Origin of the sequence: Adhaeribacter pallidiroseus, from assembly GCF_003340495.1 — a bacterium.
GTDB classification, from domain to species: domain Bacteria; phylum Bacteroidota; class Bacteroidia; order Cytophagales; family Hymenobacteraceae; genus Adhaeribacter; species Adhaeribacter pallidiroseus.
In genome coordinates this window covers 2206623-2233180 of sequence record NZ_QASA01000001.1, presented here as the reverse complement: position 1 = coordinate 2233180, position 26558 = coordinate 2206623, and the positions used below count along the sequence as shown (strand labels likewise).

The window sequence follows — 26558 nt, the reverse complement described above, 5'->3', positions numbered from 1 at the left end:
TTGTTTGTAGCATATTCCATTTAGTACCTAGCGTTAATAGAATTATAAGTAAAAGTGCTTACCGTTTATATTCTTGATAAGGGATTAATACCGTTCCAGGTGCCTTCGGCGGAAAGCACCGCAAAACGGGCAAATAACTCTTCCTTGTACCATTTTTCAGCGCGGGTTCGCTGCATAACGGAGCGATGTGCCTGATTCTGGTAAGCATAAGTTTGCATGGCTGCCTGGTTTTCCCAAATACTAAAAGTGGCCTGGCGCACAAAAGGCAATTCGCCTAAACCAATGGCGGCCAATACTCCTGAAGCCTTCTCTAAAGCTTGGCTGGTGAGTGTACCGTTTTTCCAGAAAGCAGGCAAAGATCGCCAGTTAATGGCAGCCCGGGTTAAAACCGCAATAGGTTGTTGCGGGTTAGGTTCCGGAATTAAAGTAGTAAAAGGATTTAGGCCGTCCCATAAACCGTGTGCTTTGTACGGCAACAGATTCACCGTCCAGATTTCCTGGCAATTTTCGCGGTAGAGCTGCATTAATTCCGATTTTTGAAAAAAATCATCGGCAGCTGCTTTGGAGTGCCAGGTAGCAAATAAGCCATAACGATTAAAATCAGGCTTTATAGAAAATACCTGACCTTGGCCGCTGCCCAATAATTTAAAAAATTGCATACCCGGTACTAATTTCAACTGGCGTGGTGAAGTGCCCATTTGGGCTAGGCCCCAGCGAACGCGTTTGGGCATTAAACCAAATAAAGTTAAAGTAGTAAGTGGCGTAGGCGAGTAAGAGGGGAGCAAGGTGATAATAAACTTCAGTAAATGGACACAAGTAACAAGACACACGTATCAAGACGAAACAAGTTATACATAATTAATAATCAATCATTTCACTTGGCATTTTTGTCATAAGAATGCCTATTTTAATTTGTCCTTTTACTTAATTACAAGAAAAGGGGCGTTGTACGCCCCTTTCGATAATAGGTAAACTTACAAACTGATCTTTTTATTTTCGCCCGGATGAGCTGGTTCGCCGGTTAAAGTAGCTTTTACCATGCCGTATAAATGAACCAAAGTGCTAGAAGGAGCATCCCAATACTCGGCCTGATCAATGGTAACTTTAATTAGCGAAATATTCGGATCATCTTTGCCTTCCGGAAACCAAGCCTTTAAAGGTTCGTGCCACAGTTCATCTATTTTGGCTTTATCTTTTACATGGCGGGCTTTACCCGAAACCGAAACGTAGGTATTGTTACCATCGTCCATAAAACTCACGTTTACGTTGCGATCTTGTTTAATTTCGTGCGTTTTGGCAGAATCTTCGGCATTAAAAAACCACAGGATGCCGTCGGGTTTTACTTCTTGCGTGCGCATGGGCCGGCTGCGCAAAGTACCATCTACCTCGGCAGTGGTAAACATGGCCGTTTTAATGTCTTTAATTAAAGTAACGAGCTTTTCCAGGTCCTGGTTAGGCGTATTTTCCATAGTTGTATTCCGTTTGATTTTTGTTTGAGTACGGTTGCTAAAACGAAAAGTTCTTATTCCGCTTCCGGCAGTACCTTTTAACCGGATCGCTGCCCGATTAAAATATATTTCTGTAGCTTTAACCAATTAGCTGGCAATTGGTTTATAATGCAGGTAAAATTTAAAAAAATTTGAATTTTCTAGCACACGCGTATTTATCCGGATCCGACGAAGAATTGTTAGTAGGTAATTTTATTGCGGACTCGGTAAAAGGCCGGCAAAAAGACGCTTATCCGGTCGGTATCCGGAAGGGCATTGAATTACACCGGCTCATCGATACCTTTACCGATACCCATGCCATAGTAAAGCAAACGAAAGAAAGGCTGCGTCCTGAGTACGGGAAGTTTGCCGGCGTTATTACCGATATGTTTTACGACCATTTTCTGGCCGCCAATTTTAACCAGTTTGCAACCATGCCGCTGCTCCACTTTACGGAATACGTATACACCACCGTGCAAAAATACGCCACTTATCTGCCGACAGAAGTGCAGTATTTCTTGCCTTACATGATCAAGCATAACTGGTTATACCGGTACGCACAGGTGAGCGGCATAAAATCTTCGCTGGAAGGTCTGAGCCGCCGCAGTACGTTCGTTTCCAACATGGCCACCGCTACGCAGGCGCTGGAGTTACATTATCCGGAATACCAGCAAGATTTTTATCAATTTTTCCCTGATTTGCAAACATATGTTAAACAGAGTCTGGATTTGGATGGAAGCCATGCAACAAACAAAGCTAACCAAGTGCCAAGCTAATGCCATCATGTTCTGTTAACTGAGGGTTATAAACCTTATCAAGTGCTATAACCAACAGAGTAGCGTTATCACCTTACCAATAGTTTCTGGGGAAAGTGCCGACAATGCAAGGGTAAAATGTTTACAGCTATGTTATTAATACGCAGGCTTAAAACAATCGGAAGTTGCTAGATATTAAACATAACGACATAAAAAAAGCGGGAATAGGCTCCCGCTTAGTAAAATTTTAAATTTTCCTGACTTTAATGGTGATGCCCATGCTCGCCATGTACGTGACCATGGGCTAGTTCTTCTTTAGTGGCTTCCCGAACGCTAACTACTTTGCCATCAAAATGCATAGTTTTGCCGGCTAACGGATGATTAAAATCCATTTGTACCTCGTCGTGGCTTACTTCTACCACTTGGCCTTGCATTTGGTTACCTTCGCTGTCGGCCATTGGTATAAAGTTGCCGGGTTCCAGCATTCCATCCGGAATAGCACCATCTACTTCAAAAACGTTTTTGGGGATATTTACCAAAGCATTTTCGTCGTAGTCGCCGTACCCATCTTCTGATTCCAAAGCGAAAGAAAAACTGGTCCCTTCTTCCAGACCGTTCAATTTTTCTTCAAACTTATCGGGTAGCCCGCTAACGCCGTACAGGAAAACCATCGGATTATCCGCACCGGCCGTTTCTACGTGGCTCTTTTCGCCGTTTTCATCTATTACGCTTAAGTCATAGGTGAGGGACACCACCGTATTATTGCTGATCTTCATAACAGTCTTTTTGATTTAAGTGGGCAAAGGTAAGAATATATCTCCTTTTACTTGTTTTATTTTCGGTATACGGTTATTCTGAAATATGGGTGAGTTCCCAGGCACTTTTATAGGCCCCAATGCTTTCGGTATACGTTAAAAAACTATTGTAAAAAGGATGGCGCGTTAAAGTAGCGCTGTCGCCTACGATTACTAACTTTTTGCGGGCGCGGGTCATGGCTACGTTCATGCGCCGGATATCCGCCAGAAAACCAATTTCGCCGGCATCATTACTCCGTACCATACTAATGTAGATAATGTCGCGTTCCTGCCCTTGAAAAGAATCAACGGTACCTACCGTTAATAAGCGGCGGTTTTGCAATTCGGCCAGTGGGGGTTGGTGTTCAATCTCGTCCTTCAGATAATTAATTTGGGCGCGGTACGGCGAAATAATCCCTATTTTTAAGGCATGTTCCGGCATTTGCGCCACGTCATAATCTTTTAACAAATGCTGAATATGCTGCAATAATAAATCTGCTTCTTCGGGGTTAGCCACACTGGAACTTTCCGAAAATGCTTTTTCGGAGTACCCGCACCCGGCCGTGTCAATAAATTCCACCGCCAGATTACCCGCAAAAATCGCATGAAAAGCTTCTAAGTCGGCGGCAGCCACACTATTGTGTGCCAGTAGTTCGCCACCATAAAATTGCTGATTCGAAAAATTCATGATGTGTTCGTGCATGCGGTACTGCGTTTTGAGCATAACCGCTACCCGGGATTGGCGCTCGATGCATTTTTCGAACAACGTTTTACTTAAACCTTTCTTATCGGCTTCCAAAGATTTTATGGTAGGAGGTAACTGGCAATGATCGCCCGCCAGAATAACCCGGTTGGCACGCGTAATCGGAATCCAGCAAGCGGGTTCCAAGGCTTGGGCTGCTTCGTCGATAAACACCGTGTCGTAGGATAAATGGCGGATGACGCGGTTGGCCGAGCCTACCAGGGTACAGGTAATTACCTGCACCCGGTCGAGCAAGTCGTCAATGATATATCGTTCCAGATTTTCGGCTTCGGCGAGCATCCGGCGGCTCTCTTCTTTCATTAAGCGGCGCTGCTCCCGTTCTTCCCAGCCAAATTTACGCTTAAACTGAAACGCCATGGCCTTATATTCCTCGGCATTTTTGCGCAGCAACTTTATATCCTTGTAGTCGCGGTGCGCCATAATCTGGGCATCCAGGGTATGTTCCAACAGCAGATCCGACACCCTGGACGGATTACCAATTCGGATAACGTTAATAGCCTGAGCGGCCAGTTTTTCGGTGAGTAAATCCACGGCGGTATTGCTGGGCGCACAAACCAGTAAGCGGCGTTCGCTTTGCAAAGTACGCATAATAGCTTGTACCAAAGTGGTGGTTTTACCCGTACCCGGCGGTCCGTGGATAATACCTACATCCTGCGCTTGTTCTATGTTCTTTACGGCCTGGTTCTGCGATTCGTTTAACTCCGGAACAAGCTGAAAAAATAAAATTTCACGAAAACGGGCCGGTTCCTGGCCCAAAATGATATCGCGAAGTTGCGCCAAACGGCTTTTTTCGGCTTCAATTACCTTGCGCAGGGCAATTTCCATTTCGCGGTAACTCATTTCGTCAAAAGTCAGGTCGATGCCTAATTTTCCTTCGTCGATCCAGTCGGGTAAATCTTCTTTAGTAGTAGCTAAGGTCAGCTTGTTTCTTTTCAGACTGGTTATAACCCCGGTTAGTACCTGGCCATCGTGGCCCTGGGTTCCCGTGGCATTCGAAAAAATTTGAGCTGCTTTTCCGGTTTGGAATAAATGTAATTGATCTTTGCCCTGGGTACGTTCTAACTCCACCACTACTTTACTGCCAAAGCCGATTTCGGTTTTGGTAATAACAATCGGGTACCAGCATAAACCATTTTCTTTACGTTCAGAGATAGGGCTACGGGTACTTTTTAACTTATATTGATTTAAGTCTTCTTCTTGTTCTATTTTGAGTAAGGCTTGGGTACGCCTTAATTCTTCTGGAATAGCTATCATTAATTTATTTAAACGGCTGCCGTTAATTTTGTTAGGATCAGCAACTTAGGTAAGTAAAATAACACTTTATGCAATACTATATAATCTATTTTACAAGCAAAAAGTTTCGGTTAATTTGTTTTTAGATAGTGCAAGCCTTTCTTTTATAGATCTTCTTTATTAAACCGCGATTTACCGTTGTTTTTTAGTAGCAACGCGCGCTAGTTTTCGGCGCAGATGCAATGTGTACAGCAGCAAGGCTATTAATAACATACCAGCCAAACCAATTATTTTGTCGCGATCGGTTCGTTTATTTTGTTCTTGCTCTGCCACGTGGGTAAGTTCTGTAATTCTTCGTTGCCGCGATTTTTGCAGATTTTCTAAATTGGCTACTTGCGTTCTTAGATCGTAAATAGTATTACTTACCGCTAACTGGTTGCCTTTAAATTGTTCGGCTACTTTATTTTGCTCAACGGTAATCGTAGCGGCTTTGCGGAGGGTGCTGATTTTAATGGTATTAATGATTTCCGAATCTTTCCGGATAATTTCTTTAAGGGTATCAATAATCCGGAGTAAATCTTTTTTAGATTTTTTACCCCAAAAATTGCTGTTTTGCGCATTATAAAACTGATAATCTTTTACGAGCTGCTCCCGCTGGGTAAGTAAGGTGCGCAAACTATCCTGGGGTTGGGCAGCCCGGGAAAAAGTGACCAGTAGTAAAAATAAAATCAGGAAAGTTAATCGAAGCATACGTATTGGAAGCGAGTAACAAAAATGGGCGGCTGTTTAACTTGAAAGATAAAGAAAAAGTTTTCCTTTTGAAAAATGGCTTTTTAAAACATGGTATAAGAATTCACCTTTATAAAATTATAAATGCCGTTTTAACTCCTGAAAAGTTAAAAAATTTAAAAAAATGTTAGCCGGTTATTCTTCTTAATATATAAGTGCTATTTACCCACAGAAAACCTGGTATTTAATGCGTTTGAATGTGTTTTGGGGCTTTTTTGCCTTTAGATGATACGTTAGGTTTAAAAAAGTAAACTACCAGAATGGGCAGCAATAATAAATCGGATAGTACGGCAAAAAGCAAAGTAAGGCTAATGAGTAAACCTACGTAAAATGTGCTTTCGAAATTGGAAAAGATTAAAGTGCAAAAGCCCGCCATTAAGATACAAGAGGTAATAATAACTGCTTTGCCGGTGGTTATATAGGTTCTTTTAACGGCGTAATACAAAGGCTTGCCGGTTAGTAACTCCAGCTTTAGTTTACTGATGAAGTGAATGGTATCGTCGATGGCTATACCCAAAGCAATTGTAAAAATAATAGAAGTAGATACTTTTAAGTTAATGCCCACCAAGCCCATAAATGCGCCAATGAGTACGATAGGTAAAATGTTAGGTAACAAAGTAATCACAATCATCTTGAAAGACCGGAACATAACTCCCACAATAGCTCCGATAAAAAGAATATCAAGCAGTAAGCCTTCCATTAAATCGCGGGTAAGCGTGTCGTTATTTTTATCAATTAACACCGAACTTCCGGTAATGTGGGTTTGCAGTAAAGCCGGGTTGGTTTGTTGCTGCATAAACGTCCGCAGTTTATGGTTTAATTGGGTAGCTTTAGCGCTGCCAATATCCCCCATTTTGCCACTCAGCCGACCTTCAATTAAATCGGCGCTTACCAAGCTGTTGAGTTCCGGCCTCTTCCGGAATAATTTTAATTTTTTTTGCAGTTGGTGCCATTGCTTTTCGGTATCGGGTAGTTTATAAGCGGTTTCGGAACCACCGTTTACCGCCTTGTTTAAAGTTTTAACCACGGTTACCGGCGAAAGAATAAATTTCAGCCCATAACTATGATTTAAGTAATGCTCAATTTCTTCAATTTCCCGCAACACTGGTAAACTATAAAGCGTTTGGGTTGGCGCCGCTTTTAGATACAGTTCAAAGGGGCGTACGCCCGCAAAGTTTTTTTCGAAGTACTGAAAGTCTAGCTTTACCGGATCATCATCGGCTAAGTCATCCAGCAACGTCGCATCAATCCGGATCAGGCTAATACAATATATAGCGCCAATTACTACGCCCACGCTGGAGATTAATAAGCGGGTACGGTTCCGGAAAACAAATAAAAGTAAGCGCCGGAGTAAAAAAGGCCAGGTTAATGCTTCTCTACGGGGAGCGGTGCGGGGAGGCAGAGGCATGAGCAGCATCATGGCGGGCAGCATGGTCATGGAAAGCACATAGGCCACCATTACTGCTACCCCGGTATATACCCCAAAATGGCGAATAGGCCCGATATCAGCGGTAAGCAGCGTGAGAAAACCAATAGCCGTGGTTATGGCCGTAATAAAAGTTGCCATCCCTACGTCTTTCACGGTAGTAATAATGGCTTCGGTTTTAGGTTTACCTTCAGCCACTTCGGTAACGTACTGCGTTAAAATATGTACCGAATCCGACATACCCACCACGAACATAATAGTTGGGAGCAGCATGGTCATGATATCAATGGTAGTACCGGTTAGCCCCATAATCCCCATCGACCAGCAAATCGAAATTAAAACAACCAACAAGGGCATCACTACGCCCCACCAGGTCCGGAAAGTGATGTACAAAAAAATAATCACCATTACGATGGAAATGGACATAAACAAAACCAGCTCGTATTGCATGCGGTCCACGAAAATAGATTGCGCCACCGCCTTGCCGGCAATGTGATACCGGGGTAAACCAAGCGCATGTACGTTTTTGCGGATGGAAGCCAGTAAAGTATCGCTGGGTAATTTGGTTAAGTTCGGAGAAGTTTGAATTAGTAACGATACCGATTTGGCGTTAGTCGAGAAAATAGTGCCTGCCAGACCCGGGGATTGGTAGATAGCCAAACTATCCTGGGCGTACCGTTGCGGTTCGTTTACGTGCAGGTAAGGTACTTCAAACAAACCAAAAGATTCGATAATGGGGCTACTAATGGTGGTGGGCGACAGCACTTGCGCCACGTGCCGCATTTTACTGATTTGCTGGGTAAGCGAATCTATTTTTTTTAAAAAAACTGGTTCAAATATAGATGCGTTGTTTTCTAAGGCTAGTAAGATATAATCGTTATCGTTGCCGAATTTTTCCCGAAAATCCAGGTAAAATTTTAAATCCGGATCGTGCTTCGGAAAAAAATGATCGAAGTTATAATCAAACTGCAGCCGGGAAATAAAAAATAAACTAAGGCAGGTAAATAAAAAAATAAAGAAAAGTACGAAATAACTAACTTTTTTATATAACATTTTACAATAGGATGCATCCACCGGCGTTTCTAAAAAGAAGCACCGCCTTTCTCAGGTAATAACCCGAATTTTACCTTCATTGTTTGTCTTTTAACGGATTTTATCATGAAAAAAATTGTTCTTGCCGGGGCTTTTCTGCTGCTGGCTTTTACCGGAAATTCTTCGCTAAAAGGTTCTATTCTGGTGAATACGGTTTCTTTCGCCGATCTGCCGGATAAACCAGTAGTACAAAGCAATAAAACAAAGCTGGCGCGTACAGCAAAATCAAATTCAGTTCCCTTAATTTGCTCCGGTCCGGTAAAAACACTTGCAAAATCAACCGGTTTCAACAAGCCGGTTAAATGGAATGCATGCCCCACCGATCGTTGACAAACTTTGTAAGGATGGTCTTCAAATTTTAAAAATTTAAAGAATCTCATTATAATTGAAATATGGCCTTACTTGCCTTATAACACTGGTTCGGGCCGGTAAATACCGCCTGAAGATTGTTGCGTATCAAAAATTTTAAAATATAAACTCGTCTGATGTCTGCTATTGTTGGCGGACTTTTTTTATTTTTGGCCGGAATAGGTTCCTGTTCTGCCGGGGATAAAATTTATAAGGAAAAAACCTTAGTGGTTTTGACCGTTAAAATTTCTACTCGTTCCTTAACCTTATTCTGTCACCTTCTATTTGCCAAATTTACTATGCAGCAATACCTTCACCTTCTGGAACACATTATTAACAAAGGTACATTTAAAGAAGATCGTACGGGTACGGGTACGCGCAGCGTGTTCGGTTACCAGATGCGCTTTAACCTGGCCGATGGTTTCCCGTTAGTAACTACCAAAAAGGTGCATTTAAAATCTATTATCCATGAGCTGCTGTGGTTTTTAAAAGGCGAAACCAACATTCAATATTTAAAAGAAAACGGCGTATCTATCTGGGATGAGTGGGCCGATGAAAACGGCAATTTAGGTCCGGTTTACGGCTCCCAGTGGCGGAGCTGGCCCACCCCGGACGGCGGCCACATCGATCAGATTACCCAGGTCATCCAGCAAATAAAAGCTAATCCGGACTCACGGCGCCTGATTGTAAGTGCCTGGAACGTGGCCGAAATTAATAAAATGAAGCTGCCGCCCTGCCATGCTTTTTTTCAGTTTTACGTGGCCAATGGCAAATTGAGCTGCCAGTTGTACCAGCGCAGCGCCGATGTATTTCTGGGAGTGCCGTTTAACATTGCGTCGTATGCTTTGCTTACCTTAATGGTGGCGCAGGTGTGTCGGTTAGAGCCCGGCGAATTTATCTGGACCGGCGGCGACACGCATTTATATACCAATCACCTGGAGCAAGCCCAGTTGCAACTAAGCCGGGAACCCCGGCCTTTGCCGCGCATGCTCCTGAACCCGGAGGTTACTTCTATTTTTGATTTTACTTACAACGATTTCAAACTGGAAAGCTATAATCCGCATCCGGCCATAAAAGCACCCGTAGCCGTTTAAAGCGCCGGAACTATGAAATTAAACCGGTTAGCCGTTAACCTTATTTTTATGGTGAACGGTTTTATTTACGCGAATTGGATCGCCCGTTTGCCGCGCGTGCAGGAAATTTACCACCTGAACAACCAAGCCTTAGGATTGGTATTGTTGTTTGTATCCATGGGGGCCATCAGTTCTATGCCTTTTACAGGCTGGCTCATTCATAAAAACAGCAGCCGCAGCATAACTTTATTTGGGGCCATTGCTTTTTGTTTGTTAGTACCGGGTATTCCTTTATTGCCGGAGGTTTGGCAAGTGCGTATCTTATTTTATTTGGTAGGAGTATCGGCGGGCTTATTGGATGTGGCCATGAACGCGCAAGCCGTATTAGTAGAACAAAAATATCAAAAGCCGATTATGTCGTCTTTTCACGCTTTGTTTAGTGTGGGAATGATGCTGGGGGCTGGCAGTGGCGCTTTATTTGCTAAATTTAATATTCCCTTGTTTACTCATTTAGTATGCATTGTAGGAGTTTGCCTGGTTTTAATTCTTTGGGCCGCGCGACATTTAATTCCAGACGCCCCCCAGGCCGGAGCCGCGGAGCAAGGCGCCGGTTTCCGGTTGCCCACCAAGGCTATTCTGAGTGTTGGCATTATTGCTTTTTGCGGCATGACCGGCGAGGGAGCCATTGCTGATTGGAGCTCTAACTACATGGAAAATGTAGCTAAAGCTAACGAAGCTTTAGCACCATTGGCTCTAGCTGCTTTTTCTTTGGCCATGACCATTGGCCGACTTTTTGGCGATAGAATCCGGGAAAGTTTAGGAGATAAACGTTTACTAATTTACAGCGGGTGCATTGCTTTTGTTGGCTTGGCGCTAGCCCTGGCGATTCCCGCGCCTTTAATGATTATTACGGGCTTTTTAGTAATTGGCTTGGGCTTGGCTACAGTGGTACCCATAGCTTACAGCATTGCGGGCAATGCTCCTGGCTTACCGCCCGGAGTAGGTTTATCTATGGTTACAACGGTGGGTTACGCAGGTTTTTTATTTGGTCCCCCGATTATTGGCTTTTTAGCCGATTGGCAATCATTACGAGTAGCCTTACTATTTGTGGTTTTTTTATTTACAGTAATGACTTTCCTAAGTTTTAGAAGTAAATTCTAAGCTTTGAATGATGAGTGCTGGGCTGTTACTGAACTAAATTTTATAAACCTTTTATTTCATTTCCCCGAAAAACCTTCGACAATACGACCTTTCTTCTATTACCTGCCTGGTATGCAAACCATCTATTTAGTAGCAATCAAATTTGCTAAAAAGCTTTTTACAAGGGAAAACCATTAAAGTTTAATGGATAAATTAATTTTAATACCGAAATATTTTACCCCCTTATTCTTGTTTATGTATTCCCTTTAAATCCAATTCTCTTATTTATATATAAATCACAACCGTTTTCTAGAGCAGTTAATACCAAACATTTTTAGCTGAACTTATTGGGTAATTAATCCGCAAAGTGTAGAAAAATTCCACAGTTCACAAAATAGTACATTTCTTAGAAATTATGCTATAAGCTATTAGTGCAAATATTAATCTACTAAAAAGTGCTTTGGCATAATAAATGTGAGTCGGCCAAAATTTTTGAAAATGTAACAACTTACCATATAATCCGGAACCATGTTACGCTAAACTGATATTAGAATAATGCAATTATAAAGAAAAATTTATTAATTGTTTATTCCTCATTTTACGGTATAAATACAAATTTAATTTGGTTGCACCATTTGCGTATAAAAATTTTGGTTATAACTTTAATCCAGAAATTAAGCTTTGGAGCTGTAATAGGTTGTATGGCGTGTTTGTTAAATAATTATTAATGCAACTAAGTTATTTCAAATTTTTCGCAACAATATTGCAGTGTTTCAACAAAATATAAAATTTTTTTGGTAGTAATAAATTTTAGTTTTAAGTTTGGCTCCACAAAGCGCTTAGAATAAGTTTAATTTATTATTAATTTAATTACATTAATAATTTATCTTTCGTGTAAATAACTGCATTCTACGCTTATTTTTAATTCTATTTAATTCAATTTTCAATGAAAAATTATAAATAGCATTTACAATAAATATACAATTATGTCTAAGAAGCTTATACACGGTACAACAGACTTAATTTGATAAGCTTTTGTATAATTCTATTCCTTATCTCTAACCTAATAATCTAACTAATGAGAACTAAACTACTACTCTTTTCAACTTCTTTACTCTCTCTATTAAACGTAGCCTGCGAAAACGTAGACTCGGTAGAGCCTAAAGAAGTATCAAAACTTAGTACCGCTATCTCTAGTGCTGCTTATGTAACTTCCGTTGATGCAAGCAGAAGCAATTTATTAGTAGAAGAAAGAATTGAACCAACGCTAAGCAGTGCTTTTGGCAAGCAAAATTATACATCGCACGCCTACAGCGAAACGACGGCCATGTCGAGAACCGGCCAAAAAGCCATGCGTTTTGAGCTTAGAAGCAGCGACCCTGGCGTGCGCTCGGAAATATGGAGAGACAGTGAAACTAGCAAGGAGCGTTGGTACAGTGTACCTGTTTATTTACCGTCGGCCTATTGGCAAACGGACGCTGTAAAGGGTGGTTGGGATATCATTACGCAGTTACACGCTACCGATGATAATTCAACGGAGACTGGCCGTACTCCCCCTATATCCTTAGCGGTTATAAAAAATCAGTTAACATTGGTAGTTTGGTGGGCCACCCGGTCAACCAGTACCAATGCTACCCGATCTGGTGGAACCACCTTTGATTTAGGACCATTGGAGAAAGATAAATGGCTGGATATGGTGTATCATATTAAGTTTTCTTATTTATCGGATGGTATTATTGAAGTATGGAAGAATGGCGTAAAGGTGGTAAATTACCGGGGTCCTAACTGTTATAACGATGTGAAACTACCGCGTTTGCATTTAGGAATTTACAAAAGAAACTGGCATGGTGTATCTAAGCGGGTTACTTACGTAGACGATATCCGGGTAGGAGACGGAAATGCTACTTATAATGATGTAGCTCCGCGTCCCATCAGTAACTCGCCTTCACCTACTCCGCAACCGGATCCAACTCCAACGCCCGATCCAACTCCCGATCCGGAAACGCCTACTACCGGCCAGAAAGTAGAAAGCTTTACCTTAATTAATGCCGACACCGATCAGCCTATTCAAACCTTAACAAACGGCGCTCTTCTGGACTTCTCCAATCTGCCTACTAAAAACTTAAATATCCGGGCTAATACCAATACTACCGATGGCGCCGTAACATTTAAATTATCGGGAGCCAAAACTTATTCCCGGAACGAAGGCACCGCTCCTTACGCTGTTTTTGGCGATACCAACGGCGATTATAAACCGTGGGTACCCGTAGTTGGCCGGTATACTTTAAATGCAACAACTTCGTCCGGTACGACTACTAGCATTAACTTTAGCGTACAAAATTAATTTTAATTGCTTTATTTAATCTCTATTCTCACAACACCAACCAACTAATCAGCCGGCAAAACATAAGAGCCTTTTCGGGAAAAGCTCTTATGTTTTGCCGGTTGTTTTTTGGGTTGTACGAAATTACAATGCTGAGAATGGAACAGCAAAAAATTAAAATTTTAAAAATCTACGATAGTACAGCCTCGTTCCATTGTTTTTCCTGGCATACGTGGCACGGCGCTTGGGTTAAATTTTGACTATTTACGGTGTTGCCACAATTGCAGCAGGCATAAACATGGGGCGCTTTATTTTGTGTTTCCTGGAATTCTTTATCCCAACTGGGCAGAATTGAAAGACCGGCTTTTTTATCTTCGGTTTTTAAAATAGTGAATGCGCCGTTAGCTTCCAGGTAAGCGCGTTTAACTTTAGCTAAGTTGTCTATTTGTTCATACCGGAACTGCGCGAAAACCTGCTCCTGGCTCATGCGGCAATGTTGCATACAAGCTAGTTGCAATACCCCGTCTTTCACCAGTACATCTATATCACCCATAATTCTTTGTTCGGCAAGAGGGTTGTTTTGCGTACGCCAAGCCACAAACTTTTGAAAACCAATAATAACAAGGGCAATGATAACCACCGGCAGTAAACCGCGGTCGGGGGCTAAAATGGCTACTCCGTTGGCCGCTGCTAACGACACTAATGCCGCCATTTCGGAGCGACTTAAACGAGCTGCCATCCGTTTGCCCATAAACCGCAGGGCTAGAATAAGCACCAGGTACATGAAAAATACCCGGAATACAACTTCTAATAAAAAAATCCAGGGCACTTCGCCTAAAAGTATGCGCATATAATCGGTTATATGAATATCTTCCGGTTTCATAAAATATTTTTAAATTTTTAGGCCGCAACCGCGTAGGTCCAGTTGTTTTCCTGGCAATTAGAGCAGGCTTTGTTTTTTAGTTCGGTTTGTTTTACAATATTGCCACAGTGCAGGCAAGCGGCAAAAGCTTGGTCGTGGGGCTCACCTTGGTGCAGTTGCTCGTCTTTTTCGGGTAAGACGGATAAACCGGGCGGCGGATTATCTTGTTTAAATACACTAAACAGCCCCGACGACTCCAGGTACAAGCGTTTCACTTCGCCCAGATGCGTGATTTTCTGGGAACGCAGGCCTGCAAAAACCTGCTCTTTCGAGATGCGGTATTCGTTCAGCTGGTCTAGTTGCAATACCCCATCTTTTACCAGTAAACCCACATCGCCGTAAGCCATTACCTCGGCTTTCCGGGATTTAAAGGTAATTAAGTTATACACCCGCTGAAATACAACGGCACAAGCCAAACCCAAAATGCCCAGTAAAATACCGCGGTCGGGTAATTGCATCGGCACGGAGGCAATACCCCCGAGGGTAATCATAACAGCTAATTCGGTAATGGTTAATTGCGCGTTCATGCGTTTGCCCAACAACCGCCAGGTAATCATAACGGCGATATATACAATAATCGTCCGGATAAATACTTCCAGCATAAACTCCCAGGGGGCATTCCCTAACAATAAGCGTTGCCAGTCCCCCAATAATATTTCCTCTTTCTTCATAGCTTTCCCAAATACGCATTGATGCAGAAGAGGTTATGCGGAGTTTTAGCGATAAATACGGAAAACGCTGCGATTTTACGCAATAAAACGCTCGGTATTTACTTTTTTTTCATTCAAATAGCCTTATTTCTAAAAAAACCAAAAATGTTCATTTCAACTGATTGAGCGAGGTAGAAGCAAAGTTTTGCCCAGGAGGGAGCGTTTTTTTAAATTTTAAAACTTATTAAGAGGCTTTTGGTTGAGAAAAGCAAGAACTCTATTCTTTATCTAAAATTAACATTGCGGGGCATGAGCCACTACGTATTAAAACGCATCCAGAAATTACCCATTACGCTAGAACAAGCCTGGGATTATTTTTCGTCGCCGAATAACCTGGCCGAAATTACGCCTGCGTACATGGGCTTTGAAGTTTTGAGCAATTCAGATTCTGAGAAAATGTACCCAGGCCAGATTATCACTTACTATGTAAAACCGCTTTTCGGTATCAAGATTTTTTGGATGACGGAAATCACGCACGTGGCGCCCCAGCAATATTTTGTAGATGAACAGCGGTTTGGGCCGTATGCGTTGTGGCACCACTCGCATTTTTTTAAAAAAATTCCGGGCGGCGTAGAAATGCGCGACCAGGTACATTATAAATTACCCTTCGGTTTTTTAGGAGCTATTGCGCACGCCTTATTCGTGAAAAAACAACTGGAAGGAATTTTCGCTTACCGCAACGAGGTAATGGAAAAGAAGTTTGGTAAGTTTTAGAGGGTTGGAAAGTTGGAAGGTTGAAAAGTTAGAAGGTTGAAAAGTTGAAGGTTGAAAAGTTGGGACATTTGAAAGGTAGATTGTTGGAAGGTTAGAAGGTTGCTGGTTGGGTGGTTGATTGTTTAGGAAAAGCTTTCTATTGGCGGGAATGTCATTCAGGAGGAACCTATTGGGTGACGCAGCAGGAAAGTGAAATTTTGGTGACCGGAACAGGACTAAAATTTAAAAAACTTGATTCCGCTTCATAAATCAGACTAAACGAGGTAAGCTGTATGTTGTAAAAAATTGTATTTTGATAGCCAAAACAATTCCCATACAAGCCATCCTTCATAACTATCTTTCCTGCTGCGTAGCCCAATAGGTTCCTCCTGAATGACAATTTCTTTATTAAAAGCTACACAAAATTACTAATCACTATAACTTCGCAACCTTTTTACCTGTCAATTTTCTAAATTTTCAACCTCCCATCCAGCAACTGTAAAACTTTCCAACCATCCAACTTTCTAACCTTTCAACCTGCAACTCAACTCGCACCCGGCGTGTTTTCCCCGTTTCGCATGTTAAGGTTATGGGCCACCGAATTGCGGTTTAACAGAATCTCTTTCAGGCGTTCCACATGTATTTTCATTTCTTCGGCGCGTTCTTGCTGCATGACCGCCCAACGGCTCTGGCCTTTGCTTCTTTCCATGTTAGCCATGGACTCCAGCATGTTACGGCGTTCTTCCATAATCCGCATCGATACCCATAAGGTTTCTTCTAACGCGGAATTCATGCTGTTAAATAAACTCTCCTCGTTGTAGGCGTGGCCGGAGTGGCAGCGATAACGCTTTACTGTGCCTTGATTTATTTCCCAGAGGCCACCGCCGCAATCGGGGCAGCTGTAACCGGAACGCTCCCCCAAATCATCCATTTTTTTAATATCTGACATAACACCATTGGTCATTATTCGTTCCACCATTTGTGCTTCGTTTAATATATCCTGCGGCACCGTAATACTATCCCCGGAAGGAGTTTGGCTTAAAGAATATAACAAGGCGCCCATTTCCCGGATGGGTACCACATAATCAATGCTTACGTTGCGCAACGCATTTCGGGGCATATCGGGATGTTCGGCATCGTCGGGGTCTTGTACTACGGTGATCCCGCCGCTCCGTTTTACGGCATCCATGCCTACGGTGCCGTCATTCATCATACCGGTTAAAATAACGCCGATTACCCGCGAGCCGTGGTAAGCTGCCGCCGACCGGAACAAAGGATCCACGGCGGGCCGGAACTGGTTTTCGCGGGGGCCTTTTGCTACCAGAATACGTTTATTAGTAAGCAGCAAGTGGCGGTCAGCGGGCACCATATACACCGTGCCCCGCTGAAACACTTCGTCGTTTTCGGCTACTTTTACCTGCAGTTTGGTATGTTTGGCCATGCGTTTTACCAGGTAATCGCTGGAGGAATCCATGCTTAAATGCTGCACGATAAAAATAGCCGCCGGCAGCTTTTCCGGGAGCTGGTCGAGCAGCTTACAAAGGGCTTCCATGCCGCCGGCCGAAGTACCAATCACGATAATATTATGTCCGGGTGCCAGCATCCTGTTGGGTTTTAATAAGTCTTTAGCTAATTATTAAATGTGCTTAACTTCTTGTTAAACGTAATTAGAATCAAGCCGGATAAAATTTAGGCCGGAAAACAGTTAAATACGTGTTTTTAACGTATACTGCATCATTACAATGTGTATGATGTGTGTTATACGTAAATAATAAGTATTTACTGATTAAATAATTAGTATTTTCTACTTACTTCTTTATCAATCCAAAGGTACTAGCTTCATCCGGGCAGTAATAGCTATAGTAATGCACCTAATAATAACTACTAATGACTTCTGACAAAGATAATAATGCCGAAGAAAATATTCCGGAAGAAGCCGCTGGTGCTACGCGCGAGGTTAATCATAACGAGCCGTACGTGATTGGCATTGGTGCCTCGGCGGGCGGCTTGCAGGCGCTGCACGTTTTATTCGAACATATCCCCCCCGATAGTGTGTCGTACGTGGTGGTGCAGCACATGTCGCCGGACCACCGCAGCTTATTAGCCGAAATTCTGGCCCGCGAATCAGTATTAAAAATTCAGGAAGCGCAGGACGGTATGCCCGTGGGAGTAAACCAGGTGTACATTATGCCTTCTGATAAACAGGTTACCATCCAGGATAATATTTTGCACCTCGCAGCTCGGCCGGCCGAACCAGCGATCCCGTACAGTATTGATACTTTTTTTAAATCGCTGGCCGTTGATAAAGGTAAAAAAGCCATCGGTATTATTTTATCCGGTATCGGCAACGACGGCTCCGGAGGAATAGTGGCAATAAAAAAAGCCGGCGGCCTGGTACTGGTGCAAGACCCCGAAACTGCCAAGTACGACGGCATGCCGCGCCATGCGATCCAATCGGGCTACACCGATTTTGTTTTGCCGCCCGAGCTCATGCCCGACGAAATTTTTAATCACGTAAAAATAGCGCCCCTCACCCAGCAAGTAACTGCATTTATTGATAACCAGCACGAAGAAACGTTAAACCAGATTTTAAGCCTGGTACACGACCGTACCGGCCTGGATTTTTTAAATTACAAGCGGCCGACCATTATCCGGCGCATATCGCGGCGCATGGCTATTACTAACCTCAACAGCCTTACCAATTATTTAGACTATTTACAACTGCACCCCGAAGAAATAGAAACCATCAGTAAAGAATTTTTAATTGGGGTAACTAAATTTTTTCGCGACGAAGAGGCTTTCGAAGTAATCCAGCGCAAGGCAATTCCTAATTTGGTAGAAGGAAAAAGCGCCAAAGAGCAATTGCGCGTGTGGGTGGCCGGCTGTTCTACCGGCGAAGAAGCTTACTCGCTGGCCATTCTGGCGCGCGAATACCTGGAAAAAGTTAAATCCGAAATAGAAGTTAAAATATTTGCCTCCGACATTGACCGCGAAGCCCTGGAATTTGCCGGCCGTGGTTTATACCCCTATAATGTTTTAACCGAACTATCGGAGGATAGGCTTTTGCAGCATTTCGTGAAAGAAGACGGCAAGTTCCGGGTGTGCCAGGTAATCCGGAAAATGGTTATTTTTTCGCACCACAATATCATTAGCGACCCGCCCTTCAGTAAAATGGATTTGGTGAGCTGCCGCAACATGCTTATCTACCTAAACCCCCAGTTGCAAAAAAAAATAATTACCAAGTTTCATTATGCTCTGCAAGAAGGCGGCTACCTGTTTTTAGGTTCCAGCGAGAGTGTGGGCGACCTGAAAAATTTTGTGGAGGTAAATAAAAAATGGAAAATATTCCGCAACGTAGAACCAGCGCGCCCTTTGGGGCTCGAAAATTTTTCGACTAGCGTGGGCCGCAGTAATTACCAGCTCGACTTTCCCCGGCATAGCCGCGAGCTAAGCCCCAAAGTTGCGCTTACCCACTTGGTAGCCGAGACGCTGAACGAAACCATTCTGGAAGAACTCGGGTACGCCGCCGTGTACGTTAACCAGAACTTTGACGTGATTCACGGGGCCGGCGACTATAATAAATACCTGACACTACCCGATAAGGCCCTGACCATGAACTTGCTCAAAATGGTGCCCCCCGACCTGGCCCTGAATCTGGGTACGCTGCTGCGGAAAGCGGTACGGGATAAAGAAAAAATAAGTATGAAAGGGGTACAGGTGCGCGATAAGGGTTTGCTGCGCCGGCTGGATGTAGTCATTAAACCCTATCTGGATGACAAAAGGCTGCAGCAAAAATTTGTACTGGTGCTGCTGAGCGAAGAAAAATCGGAACCCTTAACCATTGAGGATCCGGAGCGCTATTGGTACGAACAGGAAAACGAAGGCCGCGTTTCTGAACTGGAAATGGAATTGCAGCACACCAAAGAAGATTTGCAACTGGTAGTAGAAGAACTCGAAACGGCCAACGAAGAACTGCAAAGCACCAACGAAGAGCTGCTCTCCTCGAACGAAGAGCTGCAAAGCACCAACGAAGAACTGCAATCGTTAAACGAAGAACTGCACACCATTAACGCCGAGCACCAGTACAAAATTAAAGTACTCATGGAGCTCGACGACGATCTGAATAATTACTTCCGGAGCACCAACATCAGCCAGATTTTCGTGGATTTAAACCTTGAAATCCGGAAATACACGCCGGCGGCTACCCAACAGATTAACCTCATCGAAAGCGATATCGGGCGCTCCATTTACCAAATTTCGAATAACCTGAAATACGATGGCCTGGTAGAAGATATCCGGCGGGTAATTGCCAGCCCCGCTACCATCGAAAAAGAAGTGCAGGATAAAGAAGGCATTTGGTACCAAATGCGCATTCTGCCTTACATTACCCAAACCGGTAAAATAGACGGGGCCATTATTCTTTTTGTAAAAATAAACGAACTGAAAAACCTGCATTTGCTGCAAACCGGCATTCTGGATTCTTCGATGAGCATGATTCAGGTCTTTAAAGCCGTACGCGGGAGCAGCGACCACATCGTAGATTTTGAATGGACGATGGTCAATGCCAAAGCCCAGGAATTTTTAAACCGGCCCGAAGCAGAGGTAATCGGTAAACGTTTCCGGCGGGAGTTTCCGGGAATGTTGCGGATCGAACTGTTTGATAGATTGGTGCAGATAGTAGAAACCCAACAACCACTGGAACTGGAAGTAGAGCAAGACCACGAAGGCCACACGTACTGGTTTCATTTGATAGCGGTAAAATTAAACGATGGTTTGGTGTTAACCCTCGAAAACATTACAGAGCGCAAACAGGCCGAGCACCAATTAGTGCAACAAGCCGACGAAATCCGCGAAAGTGCCGAACGGTTCCGGTTACTCTCCGAAGCTATACCGTTGCCCACCTGGACCACCTTACCCGATGGTTATGCTAATTCTTACAACCAAAACTGGCACCAATATACCGGCCTTACCCTGGAACAATCCATTGGCTGGGGCTGGACCCAGGCCCTTCACCCGGATTACCGGGAGCAAGTAATCAGTGCCTACCGCAAGTCATTGCAAACCGGCGAAACGTACCGGGTAGAAACGCTGCTGTGCCGCCACGATAACACTTACCGCTGGCACTTAAATTACGCCGTGCCCATTAAAAATGAAGAAGGTGCAATAACGCTTTGGATTGGTACTGCTACCGATATTCATGAGCAAAAAGTGCTGATACAGGAGCTGGAAGAAAACCGCCACTTTATCCGGCAAATAACCGAAACTTCGCCCGACTTTATTTACGTGTATGACCTGGCCCAAAACAACAACGTGTTTTTAAACCGCAATTTAGCCGAAATGTTGGGCTATGATCCTAACACCTTTCTGGATACCAGCGAATTTTCGCTTTTTAGATTGGTGCATCCCGAAGATTTACCGCAGGTGCAGGATTTTTTTAAAAATTTCCATTCGCTGGTCGGAAAAGAAATCAAAGAAATCTTTTACCGGGTAATAGATGCCGCCGGAGAAATCCGGTGGTTTCGCGACCGGGCTATGGTTTTCTTGCACGACGAAAATAACCAGTCGCGGCAGGTTGTAGGGATTGCCCAGGATGTAACCGAGAGTATTATGTGGGAGCAGCAACTAAAATCCGAAAAAGAATTTTCGGAAAATTTGCTCGACAACAGCATCGACGGCATTGTGGCCTTTGATAAAAACGCCTGCATTACTTCCTGGAATATGATGATGGAAGTGCTCAACGGCATTTTAAAAGAAGAAGTAATTGGTAAAAACATTTTTGATTTATTCCCGGAATACCACTTTAATGATGAGGGTAGGGCTATTCACAAGGCTTTAAATGGCGAAAAAACCGTTTTGCACGATCATCCGTATGGTTTGCGCGAGGGCTATTTCGAAACCAGCACCATTCCGCTGTTTAACGATAAAGGCGAGGTAATTGGCGGCCTAAGTACTATTCATGACATTACCGAGCGCAAACGCCTGGAAGATGAACGCATAAACTTACGTTTGCACCAACAGAAAGCTGTTTTAAATGCCATTCTGGAAACGCAGGAAACCGAACGGAAACGGATTTCGGAATCGTTGCACAACGGGCTGGGCCAATTGCTATATGCCACCAAATTAAAAATAGCAGATTTACAATTAGAAAGCGCCCATAATAAAGAATTAAAACGCGTAGTAGATGATTTGCTCGACGATGCGATTAAGGAAACCCGGCAACTTTCTTTTGAATTAATGCCATCTATCCTTCGGGATTTTGGTTTGGAAGCTGCCTTGGGCGAAATTTGTAAACGCGTATCTTCTTCTAAACTGCAGGTGCAATGCGAGGTAATCGGTTTAAAAGAACGGCTCGATGATGTTCTGGAAACGGCCTTGTTCCGAATAAGCCAAGAATTACTTAACAACATCTTAAAACACGCGCAGGCTACCGAAGCCAATATTCAGGTGGTAAAACAAAAGTCGAAATTAGTATTGCGTGTAGAAGATAACGGCGAAGGTTTTGAGGTACAAAAAGTAGGCCTGGGCGGTCTAGGCCTGAGCAGCATCCGGAACCGCCTGGTACTGGTAGATGGCAGCATGAATATCGATTCGGAACCTGGCCAGGGCAGCCGGTTCACCATTATTATTCCTGCCAACAAACATAAATAAGGCGTTGCTCGTTGTTTAATAATTAAAAAAAGCAATGATGAGAATCTTTCATGATCGCTTTTTTAATGCTCTTTACTGATTTGGAAACAGTAGCTAGCGCAAAGAGTTTCCTGGCTTTATAAGTAGATCTTTGGAGCAATTCCTGTTTCACCCCACCGCCCTAAAGGGCACCTCCCCTAAAAACAGGGGAGGAGATGCGGCTATAGCTTCTATTTTCCTTTTTTGCTGCTACAGAAATGCTAAGCTGAGCAAGGAAACACACGATGCCCTCCACTGCCAAAATAGTATCGTTTACTTTTGGTTTCGGCTTTTAATAATTAAGAGTTGTTAAAATCAGTAGGAAAATTTATCTACAAAGATGTAAGATTATTGAGCATTAATTTTTAAAAAAGCTTTCCTATCCGAAACGAAAGTTTTTACAAATAACAACCCCATTACACGAATTAATCTCACCTAAACATATTCATTAAGAAAGTTAAACGGACTTATGGCATAATACATTCTTTCGGGTGGAAAGTAAACCTATTAGCGAGCGAAAAAAGAAAGTAAGAAGCTATGCTGGCATCACCTTCCCTGTTTTTAGGGGAGGTGCCCGGAAGGTGGAGGGGTTGCCGGTGCCGGCAAACGTGTAGCTAACCAGTTAAATAGTACCTGAACAGGGAGCCTTAATAAGGACCCGAAGATCAGCCAGTAAGGCCAGGAAACACTTTTAAAAAAACTACTAACTACAGGAGTCTACCAGATGCAACTACTCCACAAACAAAACCAACCCTTTCAGGTATTCTCCTTCGGGATGATACATAGAAACCGGGTGGTCGGCGGGCTGGGAGAGGTGGTGCATGATTTTAATATTGCGGCCGGCTTCAATGGCGGCGGCCATAATGGTATTATTAAATAAATATCGGTCAACGGCCTGGGAACAGGAAAAAGTAAACAGAATGCCACCGGGTTTAATTTGCTTTAAGGCTTCGGCATTCAGGCGTTTGTAACCCATAACCGCATTGTGGCGCACGTTGTGGTGCTTGGCGAAAGCGGGCGGGTCCAGGATGATAATATCGTAGGGCTGCGGTTGATTTTTAAAAAAACTAAACGTATCTACCGCAAAAGAAGCGTGGCGGGCACCGGCGTGATTTAAAGCGGCATTGCGGTCGGTGAGTTCAATGGCTTTTTTGGAGCTATCTACGGAATGCACCAGGGTAGCCCCCGCATTTAGAGCGTACACCGAAAAACCGCCGGTATAACAAAAAGTATTCAGTACCGATTTGCCTGCGGCGTAAGTAGCCAGTAATTGCCGGTTCTCCCGTTGGTCAATAAAAAAGCCGGTTTTCTGGCCGGTAATCCAGTCTACGAAGAAAGAATTCGCATTTTCGGTTACTATGCGGGCTTCTTCGCCGCTGCCGAGCAAATAGCTGTTGAGCGGCGCTCCAGTATCTTGTAAGTGCAGCGTTTCGGCACTTTTATCGTAAATGTTTTTTAAGCTTTGGCCGTACACCTCCTGTAATGCTTGCGCGATAAGCGCCAGGGCCCGGTATATGCCCAAACTGTGGGCTTGCATGACCGCGGTATCGCCGTACACATCAATAATTAACCCGGGTAAACCATCGCCTTCGGCAAAAACCAGGCGGTACACGTTCGTGTGTGGGTTATCTATAAACCCTAAAACTTGCCGGTAATTATACGCTTGCTGTATTTTCCGGCGCCAGAAAGTAGCGTCCGTTAGAGTAGGTTCAAAAGAAATAACCCGGACCGTAATCGAACCTTTTTGGTAATGACCCACGCCCAGAAACTCGTTCCGGCTCGAATACACTTCCACCGTATCGCCATCCTGGGGTACGCCGGTCATTTTTTTTATGGCTCCCGAAAATACCCAAGGGTGAAATCTTTTGAGAGATTGTTCTTTACCGGCGTGTAAAATAATCTGAATCCGATCGGTCATGTTGCTAAAAATTGCTTGTATGAATAAACCGCAAAGGTACCAGTTTCCGCGGGAAATAAGTACTATCGGGCAAACAGACCAATCAGGAGGGATTGGTGGCCGGGAAAAGAACTGCCTGTAGCCTGGTTATTAATTCATGATCCAGCATAAACTTTTTTGAACCCATAGCGGCTATCGGGCGCAAACCCGTTACATTAGAAGTAAAAACAACTTCCGCCGCTTCTAAATCCGTGGCCGCATAAAAGCCTTCTTGTACCTCTATTTCTTGATCAGCGGCGAGGCGCAGTATATTTTTCCGGGTTATACCCGCAATGCAGCCGGTTTGGAGCGCGGGAGTAAATATAACCTGGCTTTTCACCCAGAAAACATTGGCGACTAAAGCTTCCGAAACATGGCCTTGCGCATCCAACAAAATAAGTTCGTCCAGCATTCTTTGTTTTTTTTCGAGACTGGCCAGCACGTATTTAGTGGCAAAAGGCCCTTTAAAAAAAGATACCGCTGAAAAGTTATTTTGAACGGTAGTAGCAAAACCAGCTTGCGCAATAACCACGGCCACTGGGTTCTGGGCTTGTGCCGAAATTAAACATTCCGCTGCGTTTTGTTCCGGGGTAAACAAGCCGCCGGGCGCACGCCAAATATGTATTTTTACCCGCACTAACTTATTTTTTAAATTATTCTGTTCGCCCAGTTGGGTGAGGTAAGCTGCTAAAATTTCTGCATTTCGGAAAGGTTCCGGTAAGATTAACTGTAACACCTGCATGGCTTGCTGTATTCGCGCCAAGTGATCTGTTAGAAACCGGATCTTACCTTGCTCCATTACGAGCGTATCAAAAAGTCCATCGTTGTACTGGAAAGCCCGGTTGCTATAAGGTATAATTAAGTCTTCTTCCCGGATTAAGTGCCAATTGTAAAGCAGGTGCATGCGTAAAATTTAAAAAAACTTGCTATTAAAAATAACCGGAATGCTGCGTAGTTAAAAGTTACCTGCTGAATGGCAGCTATTTAGGATAATATTATTCTACCCAACTTTCCAAACTTTTAAGCTTTTAAAAGTTTAAATGTATAGCCTCATTACACCAAAGCAAACTTTTTGCCCGGCAAGGATTTTACCACGCCTTTAAACTCCAGGGTTAATAATACCGAAGCCAAGCGGCTTACCGGAACTTGCACTTTCCAGGCAATATTATCCATTAATTCTTCTTTTGAGGATAAAAGTAGCTGAATAATTTGCCATTCTTCCGGCTCAAATTCGGCGGAATTATACAAAGGGGCTTTGCTGGGCTTCGATACAGGTGCGGCTAAGGCGTTATCCCAGTTCAGCAATTCTTCTAAATCCCGGAGCTCGGTATATATCGCCGCTTTGTTCGATTTAATTAAATGATTGCAGCCCTCCGAAACTTTGCCGTCAATGGGGCCAGGTACGGCCATTACGTCTTTGTTATAACTGTGCGCTATATCAGCGGTTATCAGGGCACCGCCTTTAATCGCGGCTTCCACAATAATGGTGCAATCGCCGAGGCCGGCAATAATCCGGTTACGAGCCGGGAATCGGGGCGCATCGGGTTTGGTGCCAAAAGTATTTTCGGTGATTAAGCCGCCGTTTTCGAGCATTTTTTCGGCTGTTTTGCGGTGCGTAGCTGGGTAAATTATATCTATGCCGCTGGCCATAATACCCAAAGTAGGCAAGCCTTCTGCAACCGCCGCCCGGTGCGCAAAAATATCAATGCCGTAAGCCAGGCCACTTACAATAACGGGGTGGTGCTTTTTTAAATCCGATACTATTTTTTCGGTAATGCGTCTGCCGTAATCCGTTGCCTGGCGGGTGCCCACAATGCTTATTATTTTCGGATGATTTAAGTCGGCGCTGCCTTTGTAAAACAATAAACAAGGTGCATCGGCCATTTGCTTTAAACGGGCCGGGTATTGGGGATGAGTATAAAATAATAATTGTACCTGCTGCTGATCGGCCAGTTTTAATGTAGCTTCGGCTTGTTGCAGGGCCGGCGTAGGGTTAAAGTTTTGCACAAACAATGGCCCAATACCCGGAATTTTTAATAATTTTCCTTTGGGAGTGGTAAAAACAGCTTTAGCCGAACCGCAATAGCTAATCAACTGCCGGGTTAGCAAATCTCCTACGCCCGGCAGCAAACCCAGGGCCACTTCGTATAACAATGAATCTGACAACAACAGCGCAAAAATTAAATTTAAAAAACAAATGTACGTATTCGCCAAGGGTTACGAATAAACGGCAATTTAAAAGCTAAGCTAAACAAATGAACACGCCCACTACTCGTATATCCAATTATTATAGCAACTAGCATTCATTTAAACTTAAAATTAAGGAGCTCCGCCTTACTTTCTTATAAAAAATTAAAAAAAACTGTGTTAAGTGGGTCGTTAAGTAATCATTAGGCTTTTAAGAGTAC

General features: G+C 43.5%; 20 protein-coding genes. 8 read left to right on the top strand and 12 right to left on the bottom strand.

Annotation, left to right across the window (positions count from 1 at the left end):
- Positions 1–65 precede the first annotated feature (65 nt).
- On the bottom strand, positions 66–785 hold the full coding sequence (locus tag AHMF7616_RS08790) for a spheroidene monooxygenase (RefSeq protein WP_233507415.1): 720 nt from the start codon (positions 783–785) through the stop codon (positions 66–68).
- 189 nt (positions 786–974) lie between these two features.
- The gene (locus AHMF7616_RS08785) at positions 975–1469 is read right to left on the bottom strand and encodes a pyridoxamine 5'-phosphate oxidase family protein (protein ID WP_115375517.1); all 495 of its coding nucleotides are present in this window, start codon (positions 1467–1469) and stop codon (positions 975–977) included.
- A 170-nt stretch (positions 1470–1639) separates the two neighbouring features.
- On the opposite strand from AHMF7616_RS08785, the gene AHMF7616_RS08780 reads away from it, so the two are divergent.
- Positions 1640–2263, top strand: a complete 624-nt coding sequence (locus AHMF7616_RS08780) for an acyl carrier protein phosphodiesterase (protein WP_115372550.1) — start codon at positions 1640–1642, stop codon at positions 2261–2263.
- Between the two features lie 242 nt (positions 2264–2505).
- Here AHMF7616_RS08780 and AHMF7616_RS08775 read toward each other — a convergent pair whose 3' ends face one another.
- The 3 genes from AHMF7616_RS08775 to AHMF7616_RS08765 all read right to left on the bottom strand — a co-directional run bounded on the left by AHMF7616_RS08775 (position 2506) and on the right by AHMF7616_RS08765 (position 5782).
- Positions 2506–3018 (bottom strand): FKBP-type peptidyl-prolyl cis-trans isomerase, encoded by a 513-nt coding sequence (locus AHMF7616_RS08775; RefSeq protein ID WP_115372549.1) that lies wholly within the window; start codon positions 3016–3018, stop codon positions 2506–2508.
- A 73-nt stretch (positions 3019–3091) separates the two neighbouring features.
- Positions 3092–5053: an AAA domain-containing protein gene (locus tag AHMF7616_RS08770; RefSeq protein ID WP_115372548.1), complete on the bottom strand. Its 1962-nt coding sequence runs from the start codon at positions 5051–5053 to the stop codon at positions 3092–3094.
- A gap of 171 nt (positions 5054–5224) precedes the next feature.
- Positions 5225–5782 (bottom strand): hypothetical protein, encoded by a 558-nt coding sequence (locus tag AHMF7616_RS08765; RefSeq protein ID WP_115372547.1) that lies wholly within the window; start codon positions 5780–5782, stop codon positions 5225–5227.
- Between the two features lie 41 nt (positions 5783–5823).
- On the opposite strand from AHMF7616_RS08765, the gene AHMF7616_RS27455 reads away from it, so the two are divergent.
- Positions 5824–5952 carry a hypothetical protein gene (locus tag AHMF7616_RS27455; RefSeq protein WP_262511715.1) on the top strand — a complete coding sequence of 43 codons (129 nt, stop codon included), beginning with the start codon at positions 5824–5826 and terminating at the stop codon, positions 5950–5952.
- Between the two features lie 53 nt (positions 5953–6005).
- On the opposite strand, the gene AHMF7616_RS08760 is transcribed toward AHMF7616_RS27455, so the two are convergent.
- Entirely contained in the window at positions 6006–8300 is a 2295-nt protein-coding gene (locus AHMF7616_RS08760; RefSeq protein ID WP_115372546.1) for an efflux RND transporter permease subunit, read from the bottom strand.
- 105 nt (positions 8301–8405) lie between these two features.
- Between AHMF7616_RS08760 and AHMF7616_RS08755 the strand changes: the two genes are divergently transcribed.
- The 4 genes from AHMF7616_RS08755 to AHMF7616_RS08740 all read left to right on the top strand — a co-directional run bounded on the left by AHMF7616_RS08755 (position 8406) and on the right by AHMF7616_RS08740 (position 13244).
- Positions 8406–8669, top strand: a complete 264-nt coding sequence (locus tag AHMF7616_RS08755) for a hypothetical protein (RefSeq protein ID WP_115372545.1) — start codon at positions 8406–8408, stop codon at positions 8667–8669.
- Positions 8670–8986: 317 nt separating this feature from the next.
- Positions 8987–9781, top strand: a complete 795-nt coding sequence (locus tag AHMF7616_RS08750) for a thymidylate synthase (RefSeq protein ID WP_115375516.1) — start codon at positions 8987–8989, stop codon at positions 9779–9781.
- 12 nt (positions 9782–9793) lie between these two features.
- Entirely contained in the window at positions 9794–10921 is a 1128-nt protein-coding gene (locus tag AHMF7616_RS08745) for an MFS transporter (RefSeq protein WP_115372544.1), read from the top strand.
- Between the two features lie 1057 nt (positions 10922–11978).
- Positions 11979–13244 (top strand): polysaccharide lyase family 20 protein, encoded by a 1266-nt coding sequence (locus AHMF7616_RS08740; RefSeq protein ID WP_115372543.1) that lies wholly within the window; start codon positions 11979–11981, stop codon positions 13242–13244.
- Positions 13245–13413: 169 nt separating this feature from the next.
- On the opposite strand, the gene AHMF7616_RS08735 is transcribed toward AHMF7616_RS08740, so the two are convergent.
- The gene (locus AHMF7616_RS08735) at positions 13414–14106 is read right to left on the bottom strand and encodes a DUF421 domain-containing protein (protein WP_115372542.1); all 693 of its coding nucleotides are present in this window, start codon (positions 14104–14106) and stop codon (positions 13414–13416) included.
- A 17-nt stretch (positions 14107–14123) separates the two neighbouring features.
- Entirely contained in the window at positions 14124–14816 is a 693-nt protein-coding gene (locus tag AHMF7616_RS08730) for a DUF421 domain-containing protein (protein ID WP_115372541.1), read from the bottom strand.
- A gap of 288 nt (positions 14817–15104) precedes the next feature.
- On the opposite strand from AHMF7616_RS08730, the gene AHMF7616_RS08725 reads away from it, so the two are divergent.
- Positions 15105–15569, top strand: coding sequence for an SRPBCC family protein (locus AHMF7616_RS08725; RefSeq protein WP_115372540.1), 465 nt, complete (start codon positions 15105–15107; stop codon positions 15567–15569).
- A gap of 523 nt (positions 15570–16092) precedes the next feature.
- On the opposite strand, the gene AHMF7616_RS08720 is transcribed toward AHMF7616_RS08725, so the two are convergent.
- Positions 16093–17151 carry a chemotaxis protein CheB gene (locus tag AHMF7616_RS08720; protein ID WP_115372539.1) on the bottom strand — a complete coding sequence of 353 codons (1059 nt, stop codon included), beginning with the start codon at positions 17149–17151 and terminating at the stop codon, positions 16093–16095.
- A 284-nt stretch (positions 17152–17435) separates the two neighbouring features.
- On the opposite strand from AHMF7616_RS08720, the gene AHMF7616_RS08715 reads away from it, so the two are divergent.
- Complete coding sequence (locus tag AHMF7616_RS08715) at positions 17436–22196, top strand: CheR family methyltransferase (RefSeq protein WP_115372538.1); 4761 nt, start codon at positions 17436–17438, stop codon at positions 22194–22196.
- A 748-nt stretch (positions 22197–22944) separates the two neighbouring features.
- Here AHMF7616_RS08715 and AHMF7616_RS08710 read toward each other — a convergent pair.
- The 3 genes from AHMF7616_RS08710 to dprA all read right to left on the bottom strand — a co-directional run bounded on the left by AHMF7616_RS08710 (position 22945) and on the right by dprA (position 26364).
- The gene (locus tag AHMF7616_RS08710; RefSeq protein ID WP_115372537.1) at positions 22945–24132 is read right to left on the bottom strand and encodes a class I SAM-dependent rRNA methyltransferase; all 1188 of its coding nucleotides are present in this window, start codon (positions 24130–24132) and stop codon (positions 22945–22947) included.
- Between the two features lie 82 nt (positions 24133–24214).
- Complete coding sequence (locus AHMF7616_RS08705; protein ID WP_115372536.1) at positions 24215–25054, bottom strand: aminotransferase class IV; 840 nt, start codon at positions 25052–25054, stop codon at positions 24215–24217.
- Between the two features lie 149 nt (positions 25055–25203).
- The gene (dprA, locus tag AHMF7616_RS08700; RefSeq protein ID WP_317047592.1) at positions 25204–26364 is read right to left on the bottom strand and encodes a DNA-processing protein DprA; all 1161 of its coding nucleotides are present in this window, start codon (positions 26362–26364) and stop codon (positions 25204–25206) included.
- Positions 26365–26558 lie beyond the last annotated feature (194 nt).

Coding starts and splice junctions, on each gene's coding strand:
- AHMF7616_RS08745 (WP_115372544.1), top strand. CDS start 9,794: ATGAAATTAAACCGGTTAGCCGTTAACCTTATTTTTATGGTGAACGGT.
- AHMF7616_RS08750 (WP_115375516.1), top strand. CDS start 8,987: ATGCAGCAATACCTTCACCTTCTGGAACACATTATTAACAAAGGTACA.
- AHMF7616_RS08735 (WP_115372542.1), bottom strand. CDS start 14,106: ATGAAACCGGAAGATATTCATATAACCGATTATATGCGCATACTTTTA.
- AHMF7616_RS08725 (WP_115372540.1), top strand. CDS start 15,105: ATGAGCCACTACGTATTAAAACGCATCCAGAAATTACCCATTACGCTA.
- AHMF7616_RS08770 (WP_115372548.1), bottom strand. CDS start 5,053: ATGATAGCTATTCCAGAAGAATTAAGGCGTACCCAAGCCTTACTCAAA.
- AHMF7616_RS08730 (WP_115372541.1), bottom strand. CDS start 14,816: ATGAAGAAAGAGGAAATATTATTGGGGGACTGGCAACGCTTATTGTTA.
- AHMF7616_RS08720 (WP_115372539.1), bottom strand. CDS start 17,151: ATGCTGGCACCCGGACATAATATTATCGTGATTGGTACTTCGGCCGGC.
- AHMF7616_RS08760 (WP_115372546.1), bottom strand. CDS start 8,300: ATGTTATATAAAAAAGTTAGTTATTTCGTACTTTTCTTTATTTTTTTA.
- AHMF7616_RS08710 (WP_115372537.1), bottom strand. CDS start 24,132: ATGACCGATCGGATTCAGATTATTTTACACGCCGGTAAAGAACAATCT.
- AHMF7616_RS08755 (WP_115372545.1), top strand. CDS start 8,406: ATGAAAAAAATTGTTCTTGCCGGGGCTTTTCTGCTGCTGGCTTTTACC.
- AHMF7616_RS08785 (WP_115375517.1), bottom strand. CDS start 1,469: ATGGAAAATACGCCTAACCAGGACCTGGAAAAGCTCGTTACTTTAATT.
- AHMF7616_RS08740 (WP_115372543.1), top strand. CDS start 11,979: ATGAGAACTAAACTACTACTCTTTTCAACTTCTTTACTCTCTCTATTA.
- AHMF7616_RS08715 (WP_115372538.1), top strand. CDS start 17,436: ATGACTTCTGACAAAGATAATAATGCCGAAGAAAATATTCCGGAAGAA.
- AHMF7616_RS08775 (WP_115372549.1), bottom strand. CDS start 3,018: ATGAAGATCAGCAATAATACGGTGGTGTCCCTCACCTATGACTTAAGC.
- AHMF7616_RS08705 (WP_115372536.1), bottom strand. CDS start 25,054: ATGCACCTGCTTTACAATTGGCACTTAATCCGGGAAGAAGACTTAATT.
- AHMF7616_RS08765 (WP_115372547.1), bottom strand. CDS start 5,782: ATGCTTCGATTAACTTTCCTGATTTTATTTTTACTACTGGTCACTTTT.